Raw genomic sequence first — 24,238 nt, 5'->3', positions numbered from 1 at the left:
TGAACCGGCCCCAAACGGGCCGGTTCCAAAAACACACCGACTGGGAGGACGGGGTACATGTCGTTATGGGCAGACATAGGCGCGATCTTCAGCGCCTTTCTCAGCCAGGATTCGTTCGAGATTCAATCCGCTCTGGAATCTGACGCTGCTTGGGTTTTTGGTGCAGTCGTCTCGGCACTTGGCGGTTTTCTGGTCATGTTGCTCTATAGAAAGGTGCCCTTCATAGAACGTCATTTGGAACGATCAGTGATGGTTTATTCCTATCTTGCCATTGCACTGATCATCTTCTGGGGTGTGATCGACCGCTTCGTGTTCAATGATCAAGAACCATGGTCGACGACCATTCCGCCATTGCTGTTTATGGTCATGGCTTGGTTTGGCGCATCTTACAACGTACGCCTTCGTACGCACTTGAGCTTTAGCGAATTCCGCACCGCAATGCCGAGGGCAGGGCAACTCGCTTGCCTGATCCTTGATGCGGTTTTGTGGTTTATTTTTGCAGTGATCGTCATTGTCACCACGTCCCGCCTGGTCGCCCTGTCCGCGTCAAATTTCCAAATCGTACTGGGTACCGACAATGTCATGCAGTGGTGGTTTCTTCTGGCTGCGCCGCTGTCGTTCTTCTTGATGGTAGGGCGCGTGTTTCAAAACCTCGCGGATGATCTGCACAACTGGAAAACTGGCGAACCGCTCATCAAACAGGCCGTGATCGGAGCAGACTAATGACAGATGGAACCATGGTCACACTGATCTCGGTTGGGGTCACATTTCTATTCATGCTGGGCGTGCCGGTTCTGCTGGTCATCGGCTACTGGGTCATCGGTTGTTCGTTTGTCCTTGGCTTGACGCTCGACAATATGGGTGCCGAGTTGCTGAACGTCTTCAACAAGGGTTTCGCCCTGCTGGCGATGCCGCTGTTCATCCTGACCGGAGACCTGATCAACAAATCCGGCATCGCGCGGCGGCTCAGCGATTTCGCATATGCGTGTCTGGGTTGGATACGTGGCGGGTTGGCGATGGCATCGCTGGGGGCGTGCGGGTTGTTCGCCGCTATCTCGGGCTCAAACTCGGCCACGACTGCCACCATTGGTTCCATGTTGCACCCGGAGATGGTCAAGGGCGGTTATGATGAGCGGTTCAGCGCGGCCACTGCGGCGGCGGGGGGCACGGTGGGGATTATCATTCCGCCGTCGATTATTTTCATTGTCTATGGGTTCCTGATGAACCTGCCGATTTCGGAGCTGTTCGTCGCGGGTATCCTGCCCGGCGCGCTGATGGTCATGGGGATGCAATTCGCCTGCTGGATCATCTGCCGCATGAATGGCTGGGGGTATCTTATCCCGCTGCAACTGAATCGGGTGTTGAAAACCGCGTTCGGCGCTTGGCTTGGCTTCTTTGCCATCGGTTTGGTTTTGTGGGGCATCTATACCGGTAAATTCTCACCCACCGAAGCGGCTGGCGTGACTGTTGGATTTTGCGTGATTGCAGGCTTGGTCAGCTATCCGATCAATCGCTTGATGGGCGCTCGCAACAACATTTCACCTACCGAAAAAACCTATGCCGAGATGTTCGTGGTCGAAGGTTTTACGATCCCCGAGATCCCGTCAATTGTGATCCGGTCAGCCCAGATCACAGGCATCCTTGCACCGCTGATCGCAATTTCAGTGGTGATGCAGCAAATCCTGTCGCTGCTGGGGGCACAAGAAACCATTGGGAACTTTGTAACCTCAATGGGCGGCTACCACGCGGTTCTGTTTACCTCGATGGTGATTGTCTTCTTTTCAGGCATGGTGCTGGAAAGCCTGCCAGTGACGATCATCCTTGCGCCGATACTCGCGCCAATCGCGGCCTCGGTTGGAATAGACCCGATCCATTTCTCGGTGATCTTCCTTGTGGGCGCATCTATCGGCTTCATCACGCCACCTTACGGTTTGAACCTCTATGTGGCATCAGGCGTGACGGGTGTGCCCTATTTCCGCCTCTTGCGATACACTGTGCCCTATCTGGCGGCTTTGCTGTCGGTATGGATCTTGGTGTCGCTTGTGCCCGATCTGGCCTTGATCCTGCTGCCAAATAACTAGAATGTTGCGGGATGGCCGAGACGGAAACCCAAGACAAAGAAACTCAGATCCCGACCAACCTGCGCCTTCTTCTTATCCTTGAGGAGGTGGCGCGGCGTGGGGTCGCCATCAAACCAGCAGACCTGATCGAGACTTTGGGGCTGGCGAAGCCCACAGTTCACCGTCTGCTCCAAACAGCTGAGGCCGAAGGTTTCCTGCAGCGAGATCTGGATGGCCGCTCATACGGCCCTGGGCACCGGCTGCGGTTGCTTTCGGTCAATACCATGTCCTCCGAACACCTGCGCACGGCGCGATTGGCAATCTTGCGCAGTGTCGCCGAAAACGTTGGTGAGACTTGCAACTTAGCCATCCCGGACCGGGAAGGAATGATCTACCTCGACCGGGTCGAAACGAAATGGCCGCTACGCATCCAATTGCCTATCGGTACTCAGGTACCTTTCCATTGTACAGCCAGCGGCAAGATGTACCTGTCTACTCTGCGTCAGAAGACGTTGGATGGATTTCTCTCTGCAGGCAATTTGCAACCCCAGAGCGAACGATCCCTAACGGACCCTAAAGCACTACGCGACGAAATCCGCGGAATCTCTGAAAAGGGTTACGCGACAGATGATGAGGAATTCATGGCCGGAATGACGGCCATCGCTGTGCCCATTCGTGATGGACAAGGCAGATTGGTGGGCACACTTTCGGTGCATGCTCCAACCCAACGTCACGATGTCAACAGTCTGCTGTCCTTTCTGAACATCCTGCAAAAAGGAGCAGGTGAACTTTCCGAAATGCTAATTGACTGATGTCTGCTCGTGGCGATCGTCAGGACCGTCGTCACATCAGACTAAAAATGATTTTATCAAGCCGACTGAAGAATTCAGCTATCCGGAAAACGCCGTATTTGGTTGTCGCAAAGTCGGACCTTTTCCGGGCCGAAGTCACCAACCGATCCGACAAGTGAATACAAGCGTTTTTACTCAACAGGTCTGACACTTAAATGCACGCGGCCAAATTCTGATCAGGTGAAGCCACTGGGACCAAAGAAGCCGCTTCGAATGTGCACGGCGCGACGGCAACCCGAGGCGATTGCTGCAATGGCCGAGTGAAGGACGAGGTGCTTCATGCTGCTTTGCGGTCGGATTTTGTCGTTCTGCTCCGATCTACTCAGGTTCAGCTTCGACGCTGTAGCTTCCATCTTCGCGGTGAACTTCGCGCCCGCTGAGAGGTGGGGTGAAGACGCAAACAAGTCTCAGGTCGGTCTCTGTGGCTTGCACCACGTGCCGGTCATGGTGATCCAATGCGTAAAGGGTGAATGGCTCTAGGATATGCCAGGGTTCATCGTCGGCGGCTCTGATCCGACCATTGCCCTCGATACAATAGCAAGCCTCCAGATGGTGGGTGTATTCAAGCTCAAGCGAGGCACCCTTTTCGATGAGCGTGTCAGTGAGCGTGAACCCCATGCCATCCGAGGCCAAAAGCAACCTTCTGCTGTTCCAGCCTGGTCCAGAGACGTCCCGCTCTGTTCCAAGAATGTCTTTGAGTGCTTTGACAATCATTTCACTCTCTCTGTTCTACCTGACTGCGCGGTTCATGCCGCCGTCGGACAGTATACTCTGACCATTGATGTATCGGGCCCCCTTACTTGCGAGGAACACGCATGTCTGGCCAATTTCTTCGAATGTTGCCGCCCGCTGCGCGGGAATTTCCATACGGGCCCGCTCGGACAGGTTCACATTCTCGCAGAACCCGGGAAGTAGGTTGTTCATGCGAATGTTGTACCGCGCATAGCGATCCCCGTAGAGCTTTGAGAAACTGTGCAAAGCACCGCGCAACATGCTCATGGGATAGGGCGCGCGAGGTTCGATTGTGTTCATGGAGGAAATGTTTACGAACGCTCCACCGCCCTGTTCGATCAAGATGGGCGTGACGATGCGAGCAATCTTCACAACGTTCAGCACATACATATCCAGGCTTTCGTGCCACAGCTCGTCGCTCAGTTCCAAAAGCGGCCCGTCAAAATCAGGATCGAAGCCAACAGTTTTGATGGCCTCGGGTACCGAACCACCGTGCCCCATATTGCTGACAATAGCGTCAATCCGACCATACGCGCGCATGGTGTCATCAACCATCGCCTGCAGATCGTCCACATCCAAAACCGAGCCACGGCGGCCGATGCCACCAAGTTCTTCCGCCAGTTCAATCGAGCGATCGGACGGCGACATCAGCGAGACCTTGTAGCCCGCCTTTGCCATTTCAATGGCGCACCCCCGGCCAATGCCTTGGCCCGTACCTGTCATCAGCGCAACTTTGAGTTCGGACATGCGACCCTCGATCAATCAGACCCATGAGATTTCTTAGATTGACCCCGCTATAACTCTTTGTAACCAATGATGCCTATCGAGTTTATCTGATAAGGTTGTTAGTTTTTCTCACATGGCTGAAAATCTCAGACACCTTCGCGCCCTTCAGGCTTTTGACGAAACTGCGACCCATTCCAGCCTGACCAGAGCAGCGGACGTGCTGAATGTCACTCATGGGGCGATCAGTCGACAGATCAAATTGCTAGAGCAACATCTTGGCGTAACGCTTTTTCATCGTCACCCCAATGGCGTTGAACTAACCGACGCCGGGGAACGCCTGCATCAATCAACACGTGGGGCGTTTTCTGCTTTGCAGTTGGGTGTGACAGAGGTGAAGCGTTTTCATCATCGTCAGTCGATCACGGTGTCTTTGTCGACGTCGCTGGCTCTCAAATGGCTTGTGCCATTGCTGAGTTCGTTTCAGCAAGAGCACCCGGAAATCGCCCTGTTGCTAGACACGAATGATGCCTTTGCAGATTTTGACAGATCCGATGTCGACGTCGCATTGCGGTTTGGGGAACCCAATTGGGACGGGCTTTATCATGAGCAAATCCGAGAAGAGGAATTGATCGTCGTTGCCGCGCCTTCGCTTGTAGAAAACAAGCAGCTACCAATGCGTGCCGGAGAGGTGGCAAAATACCCTTTGTTGCATGATACCTTCAATGCGGGTTGGGACCATTGGGCCTTACAAGTTGGCCTGGACGCGGATCGCATCAAAGCGCGGAACATCAATTTCGTGGACAGTGCTGTTCTTTTGGAAGCTGCGATTGACGGCCAAGGCGTGGCCTTGGCGAGACACCTCTTGGCGGAGAGAGATTTAAAGCTTGGTCGGCTGGTCCGCCTGGATGAAAGCCGCGTGTCATTGAACCGTGGCCTCTATTTCGTCTGCCGAAACGGAGATCAAGATCGTGTCACTGTGAGAACGTTCAAGCGTTGGCTGATGTCGATTTGAGGCGATGTCCCGTAAACGATGCCCCGCTAGGCCATCAAGGGTCCGCTCACTTCAGAAGTCGACTATGTCCGCGAACTTTCAGTTCACTCGGACTCCAATTTCCAAGCGCAGCGAATGGCTGGTCTGACGGGCCACGACGCAGCATCCTCAAGGTCGGTCGAAGGTCGGGAATGGGCCGCCCGTGAAGCCGGGCGGAATTGACATAGCGAACATTATTCCCGAAGGACAAGTCACGCGCGGAATCCGTCGGTTTAGCCCACACTCCAAGCTTGTAAGCTGAACCCGAGACAATCTTAGGCCGACTGGACCGATCTGATGCGCCGAGATGGAAGCATATCCAGTCGGTGTTTGAGTTTAAACTTCCGTTGATTGCTTGCGCTTCCACATCTCCAGCAACGTCTTCTGAAAAAAACCGATGTAAGACTATGTCGTAAGATTATGCCAACTGCTTTAACCGGGGCATCAAATCCAAGAGTTCCCTAGTATACGAATGCTGCGGATCTTCGAACAACGAATCCGTCTCCTGGACCTCAAGCAACTTCCCATTACGCATCACGCCCACCCTGTCACACATCTGACGTACGACCGGGAGATCGTGGCTGATAAAGAGCATGGTCAAGCCGAGATGTTCCTGCAGGTCTTTGAGAATGTTCAGGATTTGCGCTTGAATAGAGACATCCAAGGCGCTTGTCGGTTCATCGCAGATCAGAAAACGGGGCTGAGTTGCGAGGGCGCGAGCAATACAAATACGCTGACGCTGCCCTCCGGAAAATTCATGTGGATACTTACGCCATGCGTCCTTAGCCAGCCCAACCCAGTCGAGCAATTCGCGCACACGTGGTTCGATAGCGGGCTTGGGCAGGATTTTATGGTGATGGATGGGCTCGGCCACGAGATCCCCAACCCTCATGCGGGGATTCAAACTGGAGAACGGGTCTTGAAAGATCATCTGGATCTGGCGGCGGTAGGCTTGCAGAGCCTCTGCCTCCATGACTGTGACGTCTTCGCCATCAAAGATAACCCGTCCGCCATCTACGGGATAGAGCGTTCCAATCATCCGCGCGACCGTGGACTTGCCAGAGCCACTTTCGCCCACAAGGCCGAAAACCTCACCGTCGCGAATGTCGAAACTCACCTGATCGACGGCAGTGAAGTACTTGCGTTGCGATGGTAGCAGCCCACCTTTTTGCAGGAACGTTTTAGTAATGTTTTCGACTTCCAGCAGCTTGCCGGTTTTGGACAGATCAGTCTTGTCCCAATGGGCCGCCAGATCGTCAATCTTGAAGGTTCTTTCCCGCTCGCCATAATTGACCACTGGGAAACGCTCGACCTTGGTGTGCGGGCGCGGCACGGCGGCAATCAGGGATTTGGTATACTCATGTGTCGGCGCGCCGAGGATCTGATCGGTCGTGCCGCTTTCAACCACATGACCGGAATACATCACAGTGACCGTATCGGTGGTGTCGGCGATAACACCCATATCATGGGTGACGAGGATCACGCCGACCTGACGCTCTTTCGCCAGTTCCTTGATCAGATCCAGCACCTGCGCTTGGACAGACACATCCAGGGCCGTTGTAGGTTCGTCCGCGATCAGAACACTGGGTTCGGTACAGAGCGCGAGCGCGATTACCACCCGCTGACGCATCCCGCCGGAAAACTGGTGCGGATACTGGTTGAAACGATCCGCCGGGTCGGGGATGGACACGCGATCCAGCAGGGCAATGGCGCGCTTTTTCGCCTCGGACGCGGACAGGCCAAGATGCAGTTGGATCGTCTCGACCAATTGCTCACCAACTGTGAACAGCGGGTTCAGCGAGGTCAGCGGGTCCTGAAAGATCATCCCGATCTCTTTGCCCCGGATCCGGCGTTTATCCTCGGCGTCCAACTCGTCGATGCGGCGCCCATTCAGCCAGACCTCACCCTCTGACACATGGGCCGGAGGGTCCAGCAGGCCGATCACGGCGTTGCCGGTCATGGATTTGCCTGCACCGCTCTCGCCGACAACGCCCCGGATTTCACCGGGGTGGAGATCATAGGTCACATGCTCGACCGGCTTGAAGATGCCGTGGCGGGTGGGGATTTCCACCGTCAGGTTGCGGATCGAAAGAACGGGATCGGTCATTTCAGCCTCGGGTTCAGAACATCACGCAGCCAGTCGCCCAGCAGGTTCACACTCAGCGCCAGTGCCAGCAGAGTGCAGGCGGGGAAGAACAGGATCCACCACTCGCCCGAGAACAGGAAGCCCTGCCCGATACGAATCAGCGTGCCGAGTGACGGTTGCGTTGGTGGCGCTCCAACACCAAGGAAGCTGAGCGTCGCCTCGGCAATGATCGCCAGCGCCAGCGAGATGGTCGCGATCACCAGAACCGGTGACAGCACATTGGGAAGGATATGGCGCAGCATGATCGTCAGCGGGCTTTGCCCGATGATGCGCGCGGCGGCGACATAGTCCTTGTTTTTCTCGACCAGCGTTGCGCCCCGGACGACACGAGCGAACTGCACCCAATCGGACAGGCCAATGGCCAGGATCAGCACCCAGATCGCCATTTGGTCGCGATATTCCACCGGAGTAATGCCTTTGGCGATGCCAAAGATCAGCATAGCAAGCAGGATAGAAGGGAAGGTCAGTTGCACATCCGCTGTACGCATAATGATCGTTTCGGTCCAGCCGCCGAAATAGCCCGACAACAAACCCAGAATAATGCCCAGAACCATGGCGAACAGAACGGCCGCCACCCCAACAAATAACGAGATCCGCATTCCGTACAGGATGGTCGAAAACACATCCCGCCCCTGATCGTCGGTGCCCATCAGGAAGCTTTCGCCTGTAAAGGCATTGGGTTCCATCGGCGGGGTGAAGCCGTTCATCAGGTTCAGGCTGGCCGGGTCAAACGGGTTTGTCGGCGCAATCAACGGTGCAAGGATGGTGGCGAGGATGAGGATCAAAGCCACCGTGGCCGAGACCATGGCCACGGGCGACCGGCGAAAGGCGTAGAACTGGTCGCTGTCCAGAATGCGTCTCACTCGGCTCATGCGCTGACCCTCAGGCGCGGGTCGATGAAGGCATAAAGGATGTCGACCGCAAGGTTGATGGTGACAAAGATGACCGAAATCATCATCAGGTAAGCTGCCATGACAGGAATATCCACGAACTGGATTGCGTTGATGAACAGAAGGCCGAGACCCGGCCACTGGAACACCGTCTCGGTGATGATGGCGAAGGCGATGATGGCCCCCAGTTGCAGACCGATGATGGTGATAACCGGGACCATGGTGTTTTTCAGCGCATGGCGGAAATTGATGGTCCGGTCGCTGAGGCCGCGGGCGCGGGCAAAGCGGATATAGTCTTGCCGGAGGACTTCCAGCATCTCGGACCGCACCAACCGCATGATTAGGGTCATCTGATACAGACCCAATGTAATCGCTGGCAAGATCAGCGCCTTAAGCCCGCTGCTGGTCAGCAAGCCGGTGTTCCACCAGCCCAGATCCACAACCTCTCCGCGCCCAAAGCTTGGTAGCCATCCAAGCTCGACCGAGAAGACGTAAATCAACAGGATGCCGATCAGGAAGGTGGGCAGGGATACCCCGATCAGAGAGGCTGACATGATGAAATTCGCGGCAAACCCGTCTCGCCGGATTGCGGTGAAAACACCCAGTGCGATGCCTAAGACTATGGCAAATACGGCCGAGACCAGCGCCAGTTCCAGCGTCGCCGGAGCGCGTTCGGCCAGGATTTCAGCGACCGGACGCCCCTGACGGAAGCTGACGCCGAAATTGCCCTGTACCGCTTCTTGCAGAAACTTCACATATTGCACCGGAAACGGCTGATCGAGTCCCAACTGAGCGCGCAGACGTTCCACATCTTCCATGGTCCGCTCTTGCCCCAGCATGTTGTCGATCGGATCACCGACAAAGCGGAACATGGAAAAGGCGACAAGGCCCACGACGAACAGAACCAGCGCCGACTGGGCAACGCGCCTGATAATGTATGACAGCATTTAGTTGACCGTGACCCAGCGCAGAAGGAAGAAATTGTCGGGCCGTTGTGTCAGCTCGATATTGCTGCGCGCGCCCCAGACCAACGGCTGGACGTAAAGGGGCACATAGGCGACCTCATCCTGAAGTATGCCTGCAACCTCATCCAGCATAGCCTGACGGGTAGGCTCATTGATCTCGGACTGGATTAGTGGCAGCAATTCATCCACGCGGGCGTTGGAATAGCCGCCAAAGTTCCACGAACCCAGCTTCTTTTCCTCATTTGGTGTCGATGCGAGGAAACGCACAGGATGTTCGGCGTCAAATGTGCCCGGTGACCAGCCCAGCAGATACATATCGAAGTTGTCGGCGCGCAGCTCAGGCCAATAATTTTGCACGGGCATCGCATCGAGCGTCACATTCAATCCAACTTGCGTCAGCATGGCGGTAATGGCCTGACAAACGGATTCGTCGTTTAGGTAGCGGTTGTTGGAGCATTTGAAGCTGACTTCGGCCCCTTCGGCTCCCGCTTCAGCCAGCAACGCCTTCGCACCTTCTGGGTCGTAGGCATATGGGTCTGCGTTTGCAGCCGAATAGCCACGCATCGCCGGGCTGACCAACTGGCTTGCCACTTCGGCGTTGCCGCGCATGATGGTTTGCAGGATGGCTGGTACGTTAACTGCTTTGGCAACGGCCTCGCGTACGCGCACGTCGCCAAAAACGTCGGTCCCGCCTTGGCCCGTTTCACTTGCGCCTTCCTGCTGGTCGAAGCCCAGCATGATGACACGTGCTTCGATGCCCTGAATGACTTTCACGTCCGGGTTGCCCTGCAACCGGGCGACGTCCTGAATGGGAACCGGGTTGATGAAATCCACATCGCCTGAAAGCAGAGCTGCCAGAGCGGTCGCTGGATTCTGGATAGGCACCAGTTCGGCACGAGTCAGGTTGTGCTCGGTCTCGCCCCACCAGCCTTCGAAGGGCTCTAGAACCGTGCGCAGGCCCGGCTCTCTCGCGGTGACGCGGAAGGCACCGGTACCGTTGGCGTTGAGCGTTGCGTAGTTACCTGCTTCTTTGTCGGGAAGGGCTGTGTCATTCGCCTCGGCCCAGCCGCTATCCATGATCATCCAGTTGGCGATGCTGTCGGGAAAGATTGGGTTTGGTGCGGTGGTCATCACGTCGACGGTGTAATCGTCAACCTTGACCACCTCGCTGACGGGCGCGAACCAGCTGCGGGTGTCCGAGTTTTCGTCAGACGCCCGCTGGTACGAGAAGATCACGTCATCCGCATTGAATTCAGACCCATCATGAAACGTTACGCCCTCGCGCAGCTTGAACCTCCATCCAGCTCCGTCGCCGATGGTTTCCCAACTGGTCGCAAGCGCCGGTTCGATGGTCATATCCTTGCCTCGCCGAACAAGCCCTTCGTAGACATTGTTCAAAAAACCCAGAACGGGGGCGGAGTTGACCGCATGAGGATCCATTGTTTGCGGGTCCGTTGTAACGGCAAACGTGAACTCTTCGGCTGCTACGGGTAAGGCAAGCGCGCCCAAAAGCGCGGCAGTGGTCAGACGTTTCATGATAGCTCCCACTTTTTGGTGGCGGGCCCCGTATTTCGAGGCCCGGCCACGTTTCTTAGTTCAGGCCGAAGTGCTTGACCATAGGCTGATCTTCAGGATCAACGTTGATGTCCAGGTTTTCAGCCATACCCCAGTTCAGCACCTGATGGTGGATTGGAATATAAAGCTGTTCATCCTGCACCACGCGCCAGATCTCGGCGATAGCCTGATCTCGCGCAACAAGATCCGTGTTCGAGGCCAGCGACTTGATCTTGGCATCCAACTCATCATTGTCATACCCGGTGCCGTTCCACGTCCCGATGTCGCTTTCGCGGCCATGGACGAGGAAGTTGAAAATGTACTCCGAGTCATAGGTCGGAACGCCCCATCCCAGCATGTAGAAATCGGTCTTGCCATCCGTGATCAGCGGGAAGTGCTGTGCCTTGGGTTTGGCATCCAGATTCACCGTAATGCCGATCTGACCCAGCATCCCGACAGCGGCCTGACAGATACCTTCGTCGTTGATGTAGCGGTCATTGGGGCAATCCAGCCGGATCGAGAAGCCGTCGGGATAGCCCGCCTCGGCCAAAAGAGCCTTCGCGCCTTCAACATCCGTGCTGCTTTCACCGTCCATCTCGGCGGTCCAGCCGTTGACGAAGGGCGGTGCGATCATCCCGGCAGGTTGCGACTGACCGCGCATAACCACCTGTTGGATGGCGTCCCGGTTGATCGCCTTGGACATGGCCTGACGTACCCGGACGTCGGCAAGGGGGTTCTTGCCATCGACGTTGTCCGCTTCGATATCATCCCCGCCCTGGTTCATACCAAAGAAGATCACCCGGTTTTGCGGTGCTTGCTTGACGACCAAGCCGTCCACAGCATTCACCCGGTCCAGATCCTGCACCGGCATATCCTGAAGGAAGTTCACCTCGCCCGACAGCATCGCCGCAACGCGGGTGGCGTCGTTCTGGATCGGTGTATAGATGATTTCGCTGATCGCCATCGGGAACTGATCACGACCCCAATAGTCTTCGTTCCGCTCCATCACGGTTTTCACATCGGGCTCGCGGCTAACCAGCTTGTAGGGGCCGGTGCCATTTACATTCACAGTCGCAAAGGTGATCTCACCACCTTCAAAGTCCTGAACGTTGACCGCGTTGTTCGCCGCGGTCCAGCCTTTGTCCATGATAAACAGGTCGGTCAGGTTCGCCGGCAGGATCGGGTTCGGGCCGTCGGTCACGATCTCGACCGTGTGGTCATCAACAGCACGCACCTCGACAATCGAGTTGATTAGCTCTTTCATGTCCGAGTTTGGTTGTTTCGCGCGGTTGATACTGAACACTACATCTTCTGCGGTGAAATCAGCACCGTCATGGAACTTCACGCCCTGACGCAGGTTGAACACCCAGACATTCGGATCACTCTCGCTGGGGGCCCAATCGGTGGCCAGCGCAGGCTCAAAAGCGCCGGACGTGTCGCGGATAATCAGAGGTTCATACATCTGGTGGCGCACGGTATGCGTGGGCCCTTCGTTTTGCGAATGCGGGTCAAGCGTCAGCGCATCCCCCGAGCGCGCCCAACGCAGGGTTTCTGCATTGGCCAGCGACGTCGTCGTCATCAACAGCGCAAGCGCGAGTATTGGTTTGTTCATGTTTTTCTCCCATTTTGCAGATGCTTATCTGCTTTGAATTCGCGATGCTCTGTCGCAAATTTCTGTGAACGTTATGGTTGTGGATAGCATACCAACTGCGAATGCATGTCAATCGTTCAACGCGGTGCAGAGTTGCCAAACGTTTGAAACGCGGGACTTTTAGATGGCAGCTTCCCTCCAAAAACGTCGCATCAAGTGTCTATTGCTCAGGCGAGACGAAAACAAACCGCAAAAATCAAGCTTCCCGTAATGGTAAGTAAATCCAGGTGGCGCTGACGGGAACGGCGTTTTTCAGAGTCTGGATAAATGTCCGCTTTTTGAAGCGATTGCCCCACTGCCTTAGACTTGCTGCCAGATTTGTAATCCTCCCGAGGTTTTTTCGCTCGTTTGCCAAGTACACAAGTTGGTTGTTCAAGCAAAACACACCAACGGCAGATTAACCTCGGATAACAGAAGTTTAGTGACGAGTTGCGTATGTCGGGTTCGCGCCTATTCCTGACTTTTCAATTGCGGTCGACACCGGTGGTTGTGCCCTTCCGCAATCAAATTTCAATCAGAACGTTCGATCTAAAAACAGTCCACCGGACTGTCCGCTCAACAGACAAACAGGTAAACTGCATGATGAACGCGGAGAAGTCTGCTGAGCGGCGTGATTGCGGAGCTTAAATGACCGGATATCGAGCAGGGTCTATACCGTGACGTTTGCAGACGACATCAATGTAGCTTCCTTCGGGCGGCAACCCACCGTAATGCGCCCTTATGTTGCTTCTGGTTTCGCCTTGGAAATGATGGAAACGAACCCAATCGGGTTCGTAGTCATCTAGACCACGTTCAGGATCCAAAAAACCGCGACGCGGAAAATACAAATGCCAGTGCTGGCCGCGACTGATCTCGCCGGTCGCGTTTAGGGCCCAGCGGGTGACACTGGGGCCGGTTGTCGTCCAGGGCAGGTCATACAGCGTAAATCGATCGCCTGCCTGGTATCGGTCAACTAACTTCTGTGTGCGTTCCGGTCCGAGCCAAAACGGAAATGGCACATCAGATTCCAAGAAGTTGATGATAAGTTTTAGGGCCAGTGAACCCTTTGGAAGACGCAGAACGCAGTTGTTCATCGAGTTGTTCCGCCTAATCAGGCCGAACAGATAATCGGAATTCACGTGCAGGGGATTTACGCAATATATGTCCAGATCGACCCAGACGTAATCGGTTTTTTGCATCAGATAGATTCGGAACACATCCGAATACACCGCGGCGCGTTTGCGTGACGCATCAAGCTGGTCGGTTTTGCCCACGCCATATATTTCGCGGGCGTCATGGACGATGACACCGTCCGGGACATCAATGTCCAAATCCAGAACATAGAGATGATACGTGTAGCCATGGTCGAGAAAGGACTGAATACAGACTCGCTCCACGCAAGAGAGCGATTGTCCGTACCAAAAACTCGCCACCTCAAAATCCAAAACATCGTTCCCTTTGCAACGGTTTGATACAGTGTCTCTACCTAAGGGATTTGGAGGTCGTCAACGACCGGATGATGCTTCTCGATCGTTGTGTTTTATTGTCCACATGCCGATTGGTTCTGTGTCGATGTTTCTGCGTGAATCCAAGTGGAAGTGTATAATCGAAAAGAACCTTGGGCGGGTTCTGCAGACTTATTCAAGTTAAGTTGGATTCACCCTAGATCTGTCTACCGTTGTCGCATCTCCCATCAGTGCTTTTCCTGTAGATCCTGCCGCGCGAGTTCCTGTATTTGCAAACAAAGTGAACTCCTGCCTAGTTGGTTGTGCCTCTTCATCTTCGTGCGAATTTATCAGTCAACGGCGAAAGGCTTTGCCCAGCTTGGCTTTTACCGCATGATGTCAATAGGTTGATGGCGGAAAAGAAGTCAGTATAACTAATCCTGCAGGTATTTGTTAAATATATAGTAAATTGATCTATGTTGAATGTATACCACGGTAGATACCACACAACGATCGATTTCAAACGAGGCACAGCGCAAGGTGTCTTATGACAAGATGTTGGTAAAACAATATAGCAGACACTCACACAGATTGCAGCTAAAGACCGCTTTGAGCCCAACGCCGACCTCGACTTTTTCGCGTGGTCTAGTCAATCGCGAGGGTAACCCGACCTTCGCTGCGGGTGCGAGTTGAAACGTCGTGCGTGCTGCAGGCAGGACACAGAAGCGCTTAATTCACGTGCTGGGTCTGGCTGTCCGCTTTAGTTGCGTCACTCCAATAGGACCCTTCTTTCCTGTCTATGTGGAGTTTCAGCACGTCTAGCGCTTTTGAAACATCGCCATTCTCGACGCACTGAAGCAACTCAATGTGCTCCCGATAGGACTTAGCCATGTGATCCGGGTGGTGCCCCAACCGGCTGCGCAATGCTGCCATTTTAAGAGCAATCGTCTGGTACGCGTCATTCAGAAACCGATTATCCGCACAATCAAACAGGCATTGGTGGAAAAGAGTATCCTGATACAGGTATTCTGCATCATCCGCCGCCCCTCGCGCCGCTTTCATCCGATTGATGCAATCGTTAAGCGCGGTATACAGCTCTTGCGGGTTTGCCTGCATGGCCGAGGTTAAAGCGGTTGTCTCAAGGCAGACACGCGCGTCGCAGAGCTTTGCCAATTCTTCGGGCTCCAAGTTGAACACGAAGGACCCACGTTGCGGTTCGACTACGAGCAGCCCTTCCATTTCAAGTCGATTGATTGCCTCACGAACAGGTGTGCGGCTGACCTCAAGGTTCTTGGCGATTCGAGCCTCAGACAGCTGCTCACCCAGTTCGAACTCGCCTTTGATAATCCGCTCGCGCAGGTTTTCGGTCACCAATTCCGTCAATGATTTCGGTCTGTTGAATGGGCTCATGTCGCTCTCCTCAGTTCGACAGTAGCAGCGATGTATCTGGCATACAATGTGTTAGTGTTGACACATTAGCATACTGTATGCCAGTTGTGATTCTCACAAAGAGACGGCATCGGGAGGGGCGTCTTTGCAAACTCTAGAAACATGGATTGTTGCATTGAATCGGGCGCTGGTGGCTTTGGCGCTCGCTACGGTCTTTGCAATCGTCTTTGCCAATGTGGTGGGGCGGTACGGTTTTGGTACGTCCCTGGCCTGGGTTGAAGAGGTCGCAAGACACCTAATGATCCTCGGCGCTTTTTGCGGTGCTGGTCTTGCCTTGCGAGAGGGCCGGTTGGTCGCGATCACCACAATTCCGGATTTGCTACCCGAAGCTCTGGCCCGACTGCTGCGCTGGGCCATCGTCTTCGTCATGTTTGCCTTCATGGCGACGATGCTGTGGCTGGGTGTCAAGTTCGTTGAATTCGGCTGGAACAAGGAAACCATGTCCACCGGCATTTCACGCGGCATCCCCTATCTCGCTATCCCAGTCGGGTGCGCTTTGTTCCTGATTCAGTTGGCCTTTTTCGCAAAACGTTTCGTAAGCCAAGAGTTTGAACACGGCCCCAGCGCCAAGAGCGAAGAGGCGTAGGTCTGAGCCATGGCAAAAACCCTGATCATCCTGTTCTTTGCGACGCTGTTTCTGGGTGTTCCCGTAGCCTTCACGATGGGGATCGCCGGCCTGTCGGCGATTTTTATCGACGGTTCATTGAACCCACTGGTCGCAACCCAACGCATGTTCGCCGGGATCGACAGCTTTCCGCTGATGGCGGTACCGTTCTTCATTCTCGCGTCTGAACTGATGACGGCATGCGGGCTAACAAACGCTTTGTTGCGCTTTGCCAACGCTCTGGTTGGGCATGTACGTGGTGGGCTGGGGCATGTGAACATCCTTGTGTCGATGCTGTTTGCGGGGATCAGCGGTTCTGCCCTCGCGGATGCAGCAGGGCCTTCTGCCATCGTCATGCGGATGATGCGTGAAGCTGGGTATGAGAAGAACTATGCCGGTGCTTTGTCCGCCGCGACAGCCACCATCGGTCCGATCATCCCACCGTCCATCCTGGCTGTGATTTTTGCGATCTCGACTAATGGAGTGACGGTCGCGGGACTATTTTTGGCTGGAATCGTGCCTGGGGTTCTGCTGGGCGTTGCGCTGGCCATCGCGAACCATATCGTGTCCACCCGCAACGGCTACCGCGGGCGCGAACATCGCGCCACCATGGTTGAATTGCGCAGTGCAACCCTGTCGGCCATTCCAGCGCTGATCATGCCAGCAATCATTCTGGGCGGTATCCTGTTCGGTGTGTTCACTCCGACCGAGGCGGGCGCGGTGGCCTCTGCCTATGCTCTGTTCCTTGGCTTCATCCTGCGCGCTTTCACGGTCCACGCTCTGTACGCCGCGTTTGTGCGGGCCGCGGTGGTGACGTCGTCGGTCTTCCTGATCGTGGCGATGGCGTCGATCTTTGCCTGGCTGCTGACTTATCTGCAAATTCCGCAGGAACTGGCCAAACTGATCACCCAGATCACCGAGAACCGTCTGGGCATCCTGTTCATTCTTGCGGCGTTCGCCCTGATCTGCGGCTTCTTCATCGACACGCTGCCCGCGTTAATCATCCTGACGCCGATCCTCGGCCCCATCGCTTATTCTGCGGGGATCGACCCGCTGCAATTCGGGATGATGCTGGTGCTGAACCTCACCATCGGAATGATCACCCCTCCGGTTGGTCCAGTGCTGTTCGTGATCGCCACCGTCGGACAACTGAAAATCGAACGCCTGTCAAAAGCGGTTTTGCCGCTGCTGCTGGCTGAGCTCGTGGTGCTGCTTCTGGTCATTCTCGTGCCGGGTGTCAGCACCTTCATCCCCAACTTCTTTGGATTTGCGAACTGACATGAAAGGGAGGAACCTCATGAAAACCATGTCGAAACTGATGACGGCAACAGCCGTTGTTGCAATGACCGCCGCCAGTGCGGCTTCAGCTAAAGAGCTGAAATATGCGCATTTTCAGGCCGCTGACCTGAGCTCGCCCAAACACGCCGCGGCGCTGGCGTTTGAAGCCTGCGTCGAGGGTAAGACCTCGGGCTTGATCGACGTTCAGATATTCCCGGCCTCGCAGCTGGGCGGAGGGTCCGAGATCATGGAAGGTTTGCAGCTGGGCACCGTTCAGATGGCAGCGATCCACGACGGCCCGATCTCGGCAGTCTACAAACCCTTCTCAGTTCTGGCGATGCCCTACCTGTTCGACGATCAGGCGATGGCCTGGGCGGTGATGGACGGTGAATTCGGTGACGCGCTGGCCGAGGATATGCTGGCAAAGACCGGCATCCGCAGCTTTGGTGTGGCCGATAATGGCGTGCGTAACTTCACCAACAACGTCAAGCCCGTGGCCGAGCCTGCCGATATGGAAGGCCTGAAAATGCGCGTAATGACCGCGCCTGTATGGGTGACTCTGGTTGAAAGCCTGGGTGCATCGGCAACGCCCGTTCCGTGGCCGGAACTGCCTGGTGCGCTGCAGCAGGGCGTTGTGGACGGTCAGGAAAACGGTGTGACAAACATTGTCAACGCCTCGCTGTATCAGCACCAGAAATACGTCTCTCTGGATGGGCATGTATTCAGCTGGCACGCCTATCTGATGTCGGACATGTTCTATGAGAGCCTGACCGATGACGAGAAGAAAGCCGTCGAGCAGTGCGTTGAAATCTCGAAAACGATCCACCGTGGCATGACCGCCGCGCAGGACGCCAACGCCACCGCGATCCTGTCGGAAAAAGGCATGGAGGTCGTGCCGGTCAGCCCCGAGCAAAAAGCCATGTTCCGCGAAGCCGCGCAGCCCGCCGTGCGTGAATACATCGTCGGTGAGATTGGCGAGGAATGGCCGGATCGCCTCGACGCTGCCGTCGAAGCCTACAAGGCCCAGTAACCCATGCCGAGGGACCGTCACATGACCCGCCAAACCATAGCAATCCTTGAACCCGGCTATGCCGCCTATGACACCGAGGCCTCGGTGCTGGCCAAGCAGGACGTTCAGATCGCGCCGGTCGGGCCAGAGACTGAGGCGGTCCCGGCTTTGCAGGCGCTGGACCCGGTCGCCATCCTCGTGCGGGAACGTACCGTGGATGCGGCCGTGATCGACGCCTGTCCGAACCTGAAAGTCGTCGTCCGCTATGGGGTGGGCGTCGACAACATCGACCTGGACTACGCCCGGTCGCGCGGCATCTATGTCGTAAACGTCCCCGATTATGGCGCCGAAACCGAGGTCAGCGAACACGCGCTGGCGCTGTATCTGGCGGTGCAGCGGCGCATCCCGTCACGTGATGCTGAAGTGCGACAAGGCCAATGGGGTATAGGCCAAGCAGCCCTGATCCCCAGCCGCGAAAACGCCACCCTTGGCCTGATTGGGTGTGGCAAGATCGGTTTACAGGCAGCCCAGAAATTCCGTGCGCTGGGGTTTGCATCCGTGTTGGTATTTGACCCGTATATGAGCGACGACGCTGCCCAAGCGGCAGACGTACAAAAGGTGGATTTGGCTGATCTTTGTAAGGCCGCAGACGTCATCAGCCTGCACGCACCGCTCACCCCTGAAACGCGGCATATCCTGGATGCCGAACACATCGCACTGATGAAGCCAAGTTCGATCGTGATCAATGTATCGCGCGGGGGCCTGGTCGATGAGGCTGCGCTGGCCGATGCTCTGAACCAGGGGCGCATATTTGGCGCGGGCATCGACGTGTTCGAACAGGAACCGGTCGCCCCCGACAACCCGCTGCTGCACAGCGCCAACACAATCGTGTCCGATCATGCCGCCTGGTATTCGGAACGCTCGGTTGCAGTCCTGCAGCGCAATGCAGCCGAAGAAATCACCCGCGTTCTCAACGGGTATCAGCCCAAAAGCTGGAAAAATCCGTGGTGAGACGCCCCGCTTTCTAACTATCTGACCCAAGAGGATAATACTCATGAACACTCAAGAACTCGTTGCCGGGTTTCGCGAAGTGGCCACCGCATCCGTCGCAGATGCGGTTGACAAGATCGCAGGTAAAACCGGCTTTCTGCCTGCCTCGATCAAGCCGCGCATCAACGAAAAGAAAATCGTTGGCCCTGCCGTGACCATTCTGGAAGGTCCGACAGATGAATTTCTGCCACCCCAGCACGCGCTGGACGCCATTGATGAATCCGAGGCCGGTTCGGTCATTGTGATCTCGACCAACGGCACCACTGACGTTGCCCTGTGGGGTGGTCTGATGACTGCGGGCGCTGTCGCCAATAAGCACGAAGGCGCGGTTCTGGATGGCGGTGTCCGCGATCTGGTCGAAATCAAACGTGACTATGACTTCCCGGTCTATTCCCGCTGCGTCAGCCCAGGCACTACGCTGGGCCGTATCCGGACGCTGGCCTCGAATGTCGAAGTGGCGATGGGTGAAGTCATCGTGCACCCAGGCGATATCATAGTAGCCGATATTGACGGTGCGGTAGCTGTGCCGCGCGACCATGCCGAGGCAATTCTGGAAATGGCGCGCGAGATCGACGAGCGCGAAGCCGAACAGGCCCGCCTGATCATCGAAACCGGCTCGCTGCGCGAAGGTCTGGCGAAATTCGGTCGCATCTAAACCAAACGTCCCGCAGGCCGCGGCAACGGCCTGCGGAACACCAAAACTCAGCAAGGGAGGAATACATGCTGAAACGACTGCTCAACACGGTGACCCTTACCGCCGTTCTGGCCACCCCGGCGCTTGCAAACGAGCCCGAGGTAGTAGCGGAATGGAACAGTCTGCCCTATGCCGTCAAGGACGAGGCGACAAAATCTGCCTGGGAAGGCAGCGAGATTTTCGGCAAGGCGCTGGTTCAGGGCGCCAAGGTCGACAGCCAGGGTAACATTTATGTGTCCACCGCGCGCTGGGGCGGGGCCGAGATCCCCTCGACCGTCTCGAAACTGGTCAAGAACGGCGACACGTGGGAACTGGAGGCGTTTCCGTCTGAGGAAATGAACAGCATGTCGAACCCTGATGGCCTGAAAGCCGTTCTGGGTTTTGAGATCGACCGCAACGATGTGATGTGGATCCTGGATCAGGGCCACGTGGCCGGCCCTCCGTTTGAAGACGGTGACGCCAAGCTGGTGCTTTGGGATCTGAAAGAGAACAAGGAAATCCAGCGCTATGTCTTCACAGCGGAAGAAGCGGATCGTCAGTGTTCTTTTCTGAACGATCTGGCCGTCGATAACGACACCGGCTTTGCCTATATCGCGGACAGCGGCATCTTCTGTGACCCACTGCATGGCGGCCTGATCGTATTTGACAGCAACACCAACTCGGTACGCCGCATTCTGGATCAGCACCGGTTCACCAATGATGAACCTAATTTCTTCTTCAACATCGACGACCGCCTGGTCCTGAAGAATGGCGGCATGCGCACCGGTGCTGATGGCATCGCGTTGTCGGGCGACAAGGAAACGCTCTACTGGACCAATTTGACCGGCAATCACCTGTATAGTTTGCCGACCGAAATCCTGCGCGATTTCGAGACCAATGAAACGGTTATCGAAAACGCGGTTGAGGTTGCCGCAGTGCTGCCCTCGAACACCGATGGGATGACGGCGGACAACGCAGGCAACATCTACATGACCGCGCTTTCACTGGACGGGATCATGAAGTTCGATGAATCCACGCGCGAGGTCAGCCGTTTCGTCCACCACCCGGAAATGAACTGGCCCGACACGCTGGCCTGGGGACCGGATGGTGAGATGTATGTGGTGTCGAACCACCTGCACATCTGGGTCGATGGCGACATGAATTTTGAAGACCCCGAAATCCCGAACTTCCGAATCTGGAAGATCCCGGGTGTCGGCCAAAGCTATACGGCCGAATAATCCTCCCATACAACTTGGTCAGCCCCAACGGGCTGACCCTTTTACGTGAAATGAGACAGCAATGACCCCCGATATTCTGTGCCTTGGCGAACCGATGCTGGAGTTTAATCAGCAGCCCGATGGGAACTACCTGCCCGGACATGGCGGCGACACGTCGAACTGTGCCATCGCCGCTGCGCGTCAGGGTGCATCCGTAGGTTACGTGACTCATATCGGGGCCGATACCTTCGGCAATTCGTTTATGGACCTTTGGCAGGCCGAAGGTGTGGATGTGTCGACCGTCCGCCAGGTTGCGGACGCTCATACCGGGGTCTATTTCGTAACGCATGGCGCGAATGGGCACGAGTTCAGCTATTTTCGCGCGGGATCTGCCAGTAGCCGAATGGGACCTGACGATCTACCGGTTGCGGCTCTGGAGGCGGCGAAACTTTTGCATGTGTCTGGTATAAGCCAGGCGATTTCGGACATTGCCGCAGACTCCGTATTCGCGGCTATCAAGATCGTAAAACAGGCGGGTGGTCTGATCTCTTACGACACCAATCTGCGCTTGAAACTTTGGCCGATTGAGCGCGCACGCGCGGTGACTCATGCGGCAATTGCGCAGTGCGACATCGCCTTGCCGGGTCTGGATGACGCCGAACAGCTGACAGGGCTGTCCGATCCAAACGCGATCACGGATTTCTATCTGGACCTCGGTGCCAAAATCGTGGCCCTGACGCTTGGAGCTGAAGGCACTTTGGTCGCTACGCCTGACAAACGAGAGCGGGTCAAAGGCCGCAGGGTAGAAGCTGTCGACGCTACAGCAGCAGGTGATACTTTTGACGGTGCATTCCTTGCGCGTATCGTCGAAGGTGATGATCCTTTCACTGCCGCCCGCTACGCCAACGCCGCCGCAGCCCTGTCGACTCGAGGATACGGTGCCGTTGCTCCGATGCCGAGTAAGGACGCTGTCGAAGCGTTTCTGTCGGAAGGTGACTGACCGATGAAACACGCCGTGATTATTGGTGGAACCCGCGGGATTGGTGCTGGCATCGCGGACACTTTGCGCGCCAAAGGATGGCGTGTGACGGCCACAGGGGTTGGTGCGGAAGAAGTGTCGGAATACGCGGCGCGACATTCCGATGACACCTGCACGCAGTTGGACGTGCGCGATATCCAGGCCGTTTCCGAGTTCTTTACCGGGATCGAAAAGCTGGACGGATTGATCAATTGTGCAGGCATTCTGGTACGCGGCGCCGAATACGGGATCGAGACGTTTGAGAAAGTGATCGACATCAACCTGACTGGTACAATGCGCTGCTGTTTGGCGGCCCAGCCTCTGTTGGCTTCGACAGGCGGTGCTATCGTCAATACGGCTTCGATGCTCACGTACTTTGGCGGCCCTTTGGTTCCGGCCTATTCCGCCAGCAAAGGTGGGGTCGCCCAGTTAACCAAGGCTTTGGCCGGGAGATGGGCCTTAGATGGCATCCGTGTGAATGCGGTGGCTCCCGGATGGATTGAAACCGAAATGACCGAAGCTTTGCGCGCCGATCCGAGCCGTAACCAGCCGATTCTGGGCCGCACCCCACTGGACCGTTGGGGCAAGCCATCCGAGGTTGGGGCATTGGCCGCGTGGTTGCTATCTGACGAGGCCGCTTTTGTGACCGGAGCCATCTATCCTGTGGATGGTGGCTATTCCGCAATGTAAAAAAGGACAACCCCATGCCAGTTCAAGGACAAGACGACGATCCAAGAATGCCGTATCAGTTGCCATTCCCGAAGGATGCGCAAGAGGAGATCGTCATACCCGACGCCGTTGCACGGGATGAGCGTTTCTGGGTTCCCCAAACCGAGAACGTGTCGTTCCAGCCTTTATGCCTGAACAGGTCGCAAGGCTATTGGATGAACCTTCTGCGCGTCCGGAAATCAGGTGTCCTGTCCCGGCATCGGCACCCTCAACCCGTGCATGGGTTTGTTCTGAAGGGGCGCTGGCACTATCTGGAACATGACTGGGTCGCACAAGAAGGCGGCTATGTATATGAGCCGCCGGGTGAAACTCATACGCTAGTCGTGCCCGATGATGTGGATGAGATGATCACATACTTTCAGGTGAACGGAGTAATGCTCTATGTCGACCCATGGGGCAAAACCATGGGTTACGAGGACGTCTTTACCAAGATCGACATGTGCCGTAAGCACTATGAGGAAGTAGGTCTGGGTGCGGATTATGTCGAGCAATTCATCAGATAGTCGGCTGCAACTGGCATTGGTTGCGCATGACGCCAAGAAAGACCTGATGGTGGAATGGGCCACAAGGCATATCGAAACTCTGCGTCAAGCCAGCATCTTTGCGACAGGCACTACTGGTGGGTGTATAAAAGCAGCTCTGCCCGAGCTTCAACTAACCGCACTCAAAAGCGGTCCGTTGGGAGGCGATCAACAACTTGGCGCAATGATCTGTGAGGGTAAGCTCGACGGCCTATTCTTCTTCATAGATCCAATGTCACCGATGCCTCATGATGTGGATGTCAAAGCTCTGAGCCGCCTTGCGATTGTCTATGACTTACCTTTCGCAAGCAGTCCAAGCACAGCGGATTTCGTTTTGAACGGAGTTTTCGGTAGAGATTTAGGTAAAGAGTGACTGGCAGTTTTCCGACTTCTTTGGGGAATTCGATGCATTTGCGAGAAGAACTCTACCAATTTCAAACAAGTAAAATCCTAGGGTCTGCTACTACGATCACGCTTATGCGGTTTTTCTGCAGCGAATGACTGCTTCCCGTCCTTTTCTGCGGATTTCCGAGTCTGCAGGGCGTCCGATTGTGCGCCCGCAACGAAGGGCAGTAAAGTCCGCAAAGCGGTTGTTCGAGCCGACCACGGCCAACGTCTGCCCCGAGCCCAAAGGGGACATTTATGTTTCAAAAGTCGCAAT

General features: G+C 55.8%; 23 protein-coding genes. 14 read left to right on the top strand and 9 right to left on the bottom strand.

What is annotated here, in order from left to right; translation table 11 throughout:
- The first annotated feature begins 57 nt into the window (after positions 1 to 57).
- The 3 genes from ACR3EH_RS08965 to ACR3EH_RS08955 are packed head-to-tail and all read left to right on the top strand — an operon-like array spanning position 58 to position 2,872.
- Positions 58 to 723 (top strand): TRAP transporter small permease, encoded by a 666-nt coding sequence (locus ACR3EH_RS08965; RefSeq protein ID WP_171183725.1) that lies wholly within the window; start codon positions 58 to 60, stop codon positions 721 to 723.
- The gene (locus ACR3EH_RS08960) at positions 723 to 2,081 is read left to right on the top strand and encodes a TRAP transporter large permease (protein ID WP_171096759.1); all 1,359 of its coding nucleotides are present in this window, start codon (positions 723 to 725) and stop codon (positions 2,079 to 2,081) included. Before ACR3EH_RS08965 ends, ACR3EH_RS08960 begins: the two co-directional genes overlap by 1 nt.
- An 11-nt stretch (positions 2,082 to 2,092) precedes the next feature.
- Positions 2,093 to 2,872: an IclR family transcriptional regulator gene (locus ACR3EH_RS08955; protein WP_171183727.1), complete on the top strand. Its 780-nt coding sequence runs from the start codon at positions 2,093 to 2,095 to the stop codon at positions 2,870 to 2,872.
- A 357-nt stretch (positions 2,873 to 3,229) separates the two neighbouring features.
- On the opposite strand, the gene ACR3EH_RS08950 is transcribed toward ACR3EH_RS08955, so the two are convergent.
- Together ACR3EH_RS08950 and ACR3EH_RS08945 are read right to left on the bottom strand one after the other, a co-directional pair.
- Entirely contained in the window at positions 3,230 to 3,625 is a 396-nt protein-coding gene (locus ACR3EH_RS08950) for an ectoine synthase (protein ID WP_171183728.1), read from the bottom strand.
- A gap of 15 nt (positions 3,626 to 3,640) precedes the next feature.
- Complete coding sequence (locus ACR3EH_RS08945; RefSeq protein WP_171183730.1) at positions 3,641 to 4,390, bottom strand: SDR family oxidoreductase; 750 nt, start codon at positions 4,388 to 4,390, stop codon at positions 3,641 to 3,643.
- Positions 4,391 to 4,502: 112 nt separating this feature from the next.
- Here ACR3EH_RS08945 and ACR3EH_RS08940 point away from each other — a divergent pair, with 112 nt between their 5' ends.
- Positions 4,503 to 5,381, top strand: a complete 879-nt coding sequence (locus ACR3EH_RS08940; RefSeq protein WP_171183731.1) for a LysR substrate-binding domain-containing protein — start codon at positions 4,503 to 4,505, stop codon at positions 5,379 to 5,381.
- 436 nt (positions 5,382 to 5,817) lie between these two features.
- Here the strand turns inward: ACR3EH_RS08940 and ACR3EH_RS08935 are convergent, their stop codons facing one another.
- The 7 genes from ACR3EH_RS08935 to ACR3EH_RS08905 form a co-directional block, all read right to left on the bottom strand.
- The gene (locus ACR3EH_RS08935) at positions 5,818 to 7,506 is read right to left on the bottom strand and encodes an ABC transporter ATP-binding protein (RefSeq protein ID WP_171183733.1); all 1,689 of its coding nucleotides are present in this window, start codon (positions 7,504 to 7,506) and stop codon (positions 5,818 to 5,820) included.
- Complete coding sequence (locus ACR3EH_RS08930) at positions 7,503 to 8,417, bottom strand: ABC transporter permease (RefSeq protein ID WP_171096721.1); 915 nt, start codon at positions 8,415 to 8,417, stop codon at positions 7,503 to 7,505. Before ACR3EH_RS08930 ends, ACR3EH_RS08935 begins: the two co-directional genes overlap by 4 nt.
- Positions 8,414 to 9,382, bottom strand: a complete 969-nt coding sequence (locus tag ACR3EH_RS08925) for an ABC transporter permease (protein WP_171096722.1) — start codon at positions 9,380 to 9,382, stop codon at positions 8,414 to 8,416. The genes ACR3EH_RS08930 and ACR3EH_RS08925 overlap by 4 nt, the downstream gene beginning before the upstream one ends.
- On the bottom strand, positions 9,383 to 10,936 hold the full coding sequence (locus ACR3EH_RS08920) for an ABC transporter substrate-binding protein (RefSeq protein WP_171675872.1): 1,554 nt from the start codon (positions 10,934 to 10,936) through the stop codon (positions 9,383 to 9,385). It lies immediately after the preceding gene.
- A 55-nt stretch (positions 10,937 to 10,991) separates the two neighbouring features.
- Positions 10,992 to 12,566, bottom strand: coding sequence for an ABC transporter substrate-binding protein (locus tag ACR3EH_RS08915; RefSeq protein WP_171183736.1), 1,575 nt, complete (start codon positions 12,564 to 12,566; stop codon positions 10,992 to 10,994).
- A gap of 662 nt (positions 12,567 to 13,228) precedes the next feature.
- On the bottom strand, positions 13,229 to 14,029 hold the full coding sequence (locus tag ACR3EH_RS08910; RefSeq protein WP_171183738.1) for a hypothetical protein: 801 nt from the start codon (positions 14,027 to 14,029) through the stop codon (positions 13,229 to 13,231).
- Positions 14,030 to 14,758: 729 nt separating this feature from the next.
- Entirely contained in the window at positions 14,759 to 15,439 is a 681-nt protein-coding gene (locus tag ACR3EH_RS08905) for a GntR family transcriptional regulator (RefSeq protein ID WP_171183741.1), read from the bottom strand.
- Between the two features lie 124 nt (positions 15,440 to 15,563).
- On the opposite strand from ACR3EH_RS08905, the gene ACR3EH_RS08900 reads away from it, so the two are divergent.
- From ACR3EH_RS08900 to ACR3EH_RS08855, 10 genes are all read left to right on the top strand, one after another.
- Complete coding sequence (locus tag ACR3EH_RS08900) at positions 15,564 to 16,064, top strand: TRAP transporter small permease (RefSeq protein ID WP_171647443.1); 501 nt, start codon at positions 15,564 to 15,566, stop codon at positions 16,062 to 16,064.
- 9 nt (positions 16,065 to 16,073) lie between these two features.
- The gene (locus tag ACR3EH_RS08895) at positions 16,074 to 17,360 is read left to right on the top strand and encodes a TRAP transporter large permease (RefSeq protein WP_171183745.1); all 1,287 of its coding nucleotides are present in this window, start codon (positions 16,074 to 16,076) and stop codon (positions 17,358 to 17,360) included.
- A 19-nt stretch (positions 17,361 to 17,379) separates the two neighbouring features.
- Positions 17,380 to 18,390, top strand: coding sequence for a DctP family TRAP transporter solute-binding subunit (locus tag ACR3EH_RS08890; protein ID WP_216600427.1), 1,011 nt, complete (start codon positions 17,380 to 17,382; stop codon positions 18,388 to 18,390).
- A 21-nt stretch (positions 18,391 to 18,411) separates the two neighbouring features.
- Complete coding sequence (locus ACR3EH_RS08885) at positions 18,412 to 19,380, top strand: C-terminal binding protein (RefSeq protein WP_171183748.1); 969 nt, start codon at positions 18,412 to 18,414, stop codon at positions 19,378 to 19,380.
- Between the two features lie 43 nt (positions 19,381 to 19,423).
- Entirely contained in the window at positions 19,424 to 20,074 is a 651-nt protein-coding gene (locus tag ACR3EH_RS08880; RefSeq protein WP_171183750.1) for an RraA family protein, read from the top strand.
- Between the two features lie 65 nt (positions 20,075 to 20,139).
- Positions 20,140 to 21,330, top strand: coding sequence for an L-dopachrome tautomerase-related protein (locus tag ACR3EH_RS08875; RefSeq protein WP_171647441.1), 1,191 nt, complete (start codon positions 20,140 to 20,142; stop codon positions 21,328 to 21,330).
- A 61-nt stretch (positions 21,331 to 21,391) separates the two neighbouring features.
- Positions 21,392 to 22,309, top strand: coding sequence for a sugar kinase (locus ACR3EH_RS08870; protein WP_171183753.1), 918 nt, complete (start codon positions 21,392 to 21,394; stop codon positions 22,307 to 22,309).
- Between the two features lie 3 nt (positions 22,310 to 22,312).
- Positions 22,313 to 23,017, top strand: coding sequence for an SDR family NAD(P)-dependent oxidoreductase (locus ACR3EH_RS08865; protein ID WP_171183755.1), 705 nt, complete (start codon positions 22,313 to 22,315; stop codon positions 23,015 to 23,017).
- 14 nt (positions 23,018 to 23,031) lie between these two features.
- Positions 23,032 to 23,559, top strand: a complete 528-nt coding sequence (locus ACR3EH_RS08860) for a 2,4'-dihydroxyacetophenone dioxygenase family protein (RefSeq protein ID WP_171183758.1) — start codon at positions 23,032 to 23,034, stop codon at positions 23,557 to 23,559.
- The gene (locus ACR3EH_RS08855; RefSeq protein WP_171183759.1) at positions 23,537 to 23,950 is read left to right on the top strand and encodes a methylglyoxal synthase; all 414 of its coding nucleotides are present in this window, start codon (positions 23,537 to 23,539) and stop codon (positions 23,948 to 23,950) included. Before ACR3EH_RS08860 ends, ACR3EH_RS08855 begins: the two co-directional genes overlap by 23 nt.
- Positions 23,951 to 24,238 lie beyond the last annotated feature (288 nt).

The organism is Ruegeria sp. BG7, assembly GCF_056535685.1.
This window is presented reverse-complemented; position numbering and strand designations above follow the sequence as displayed.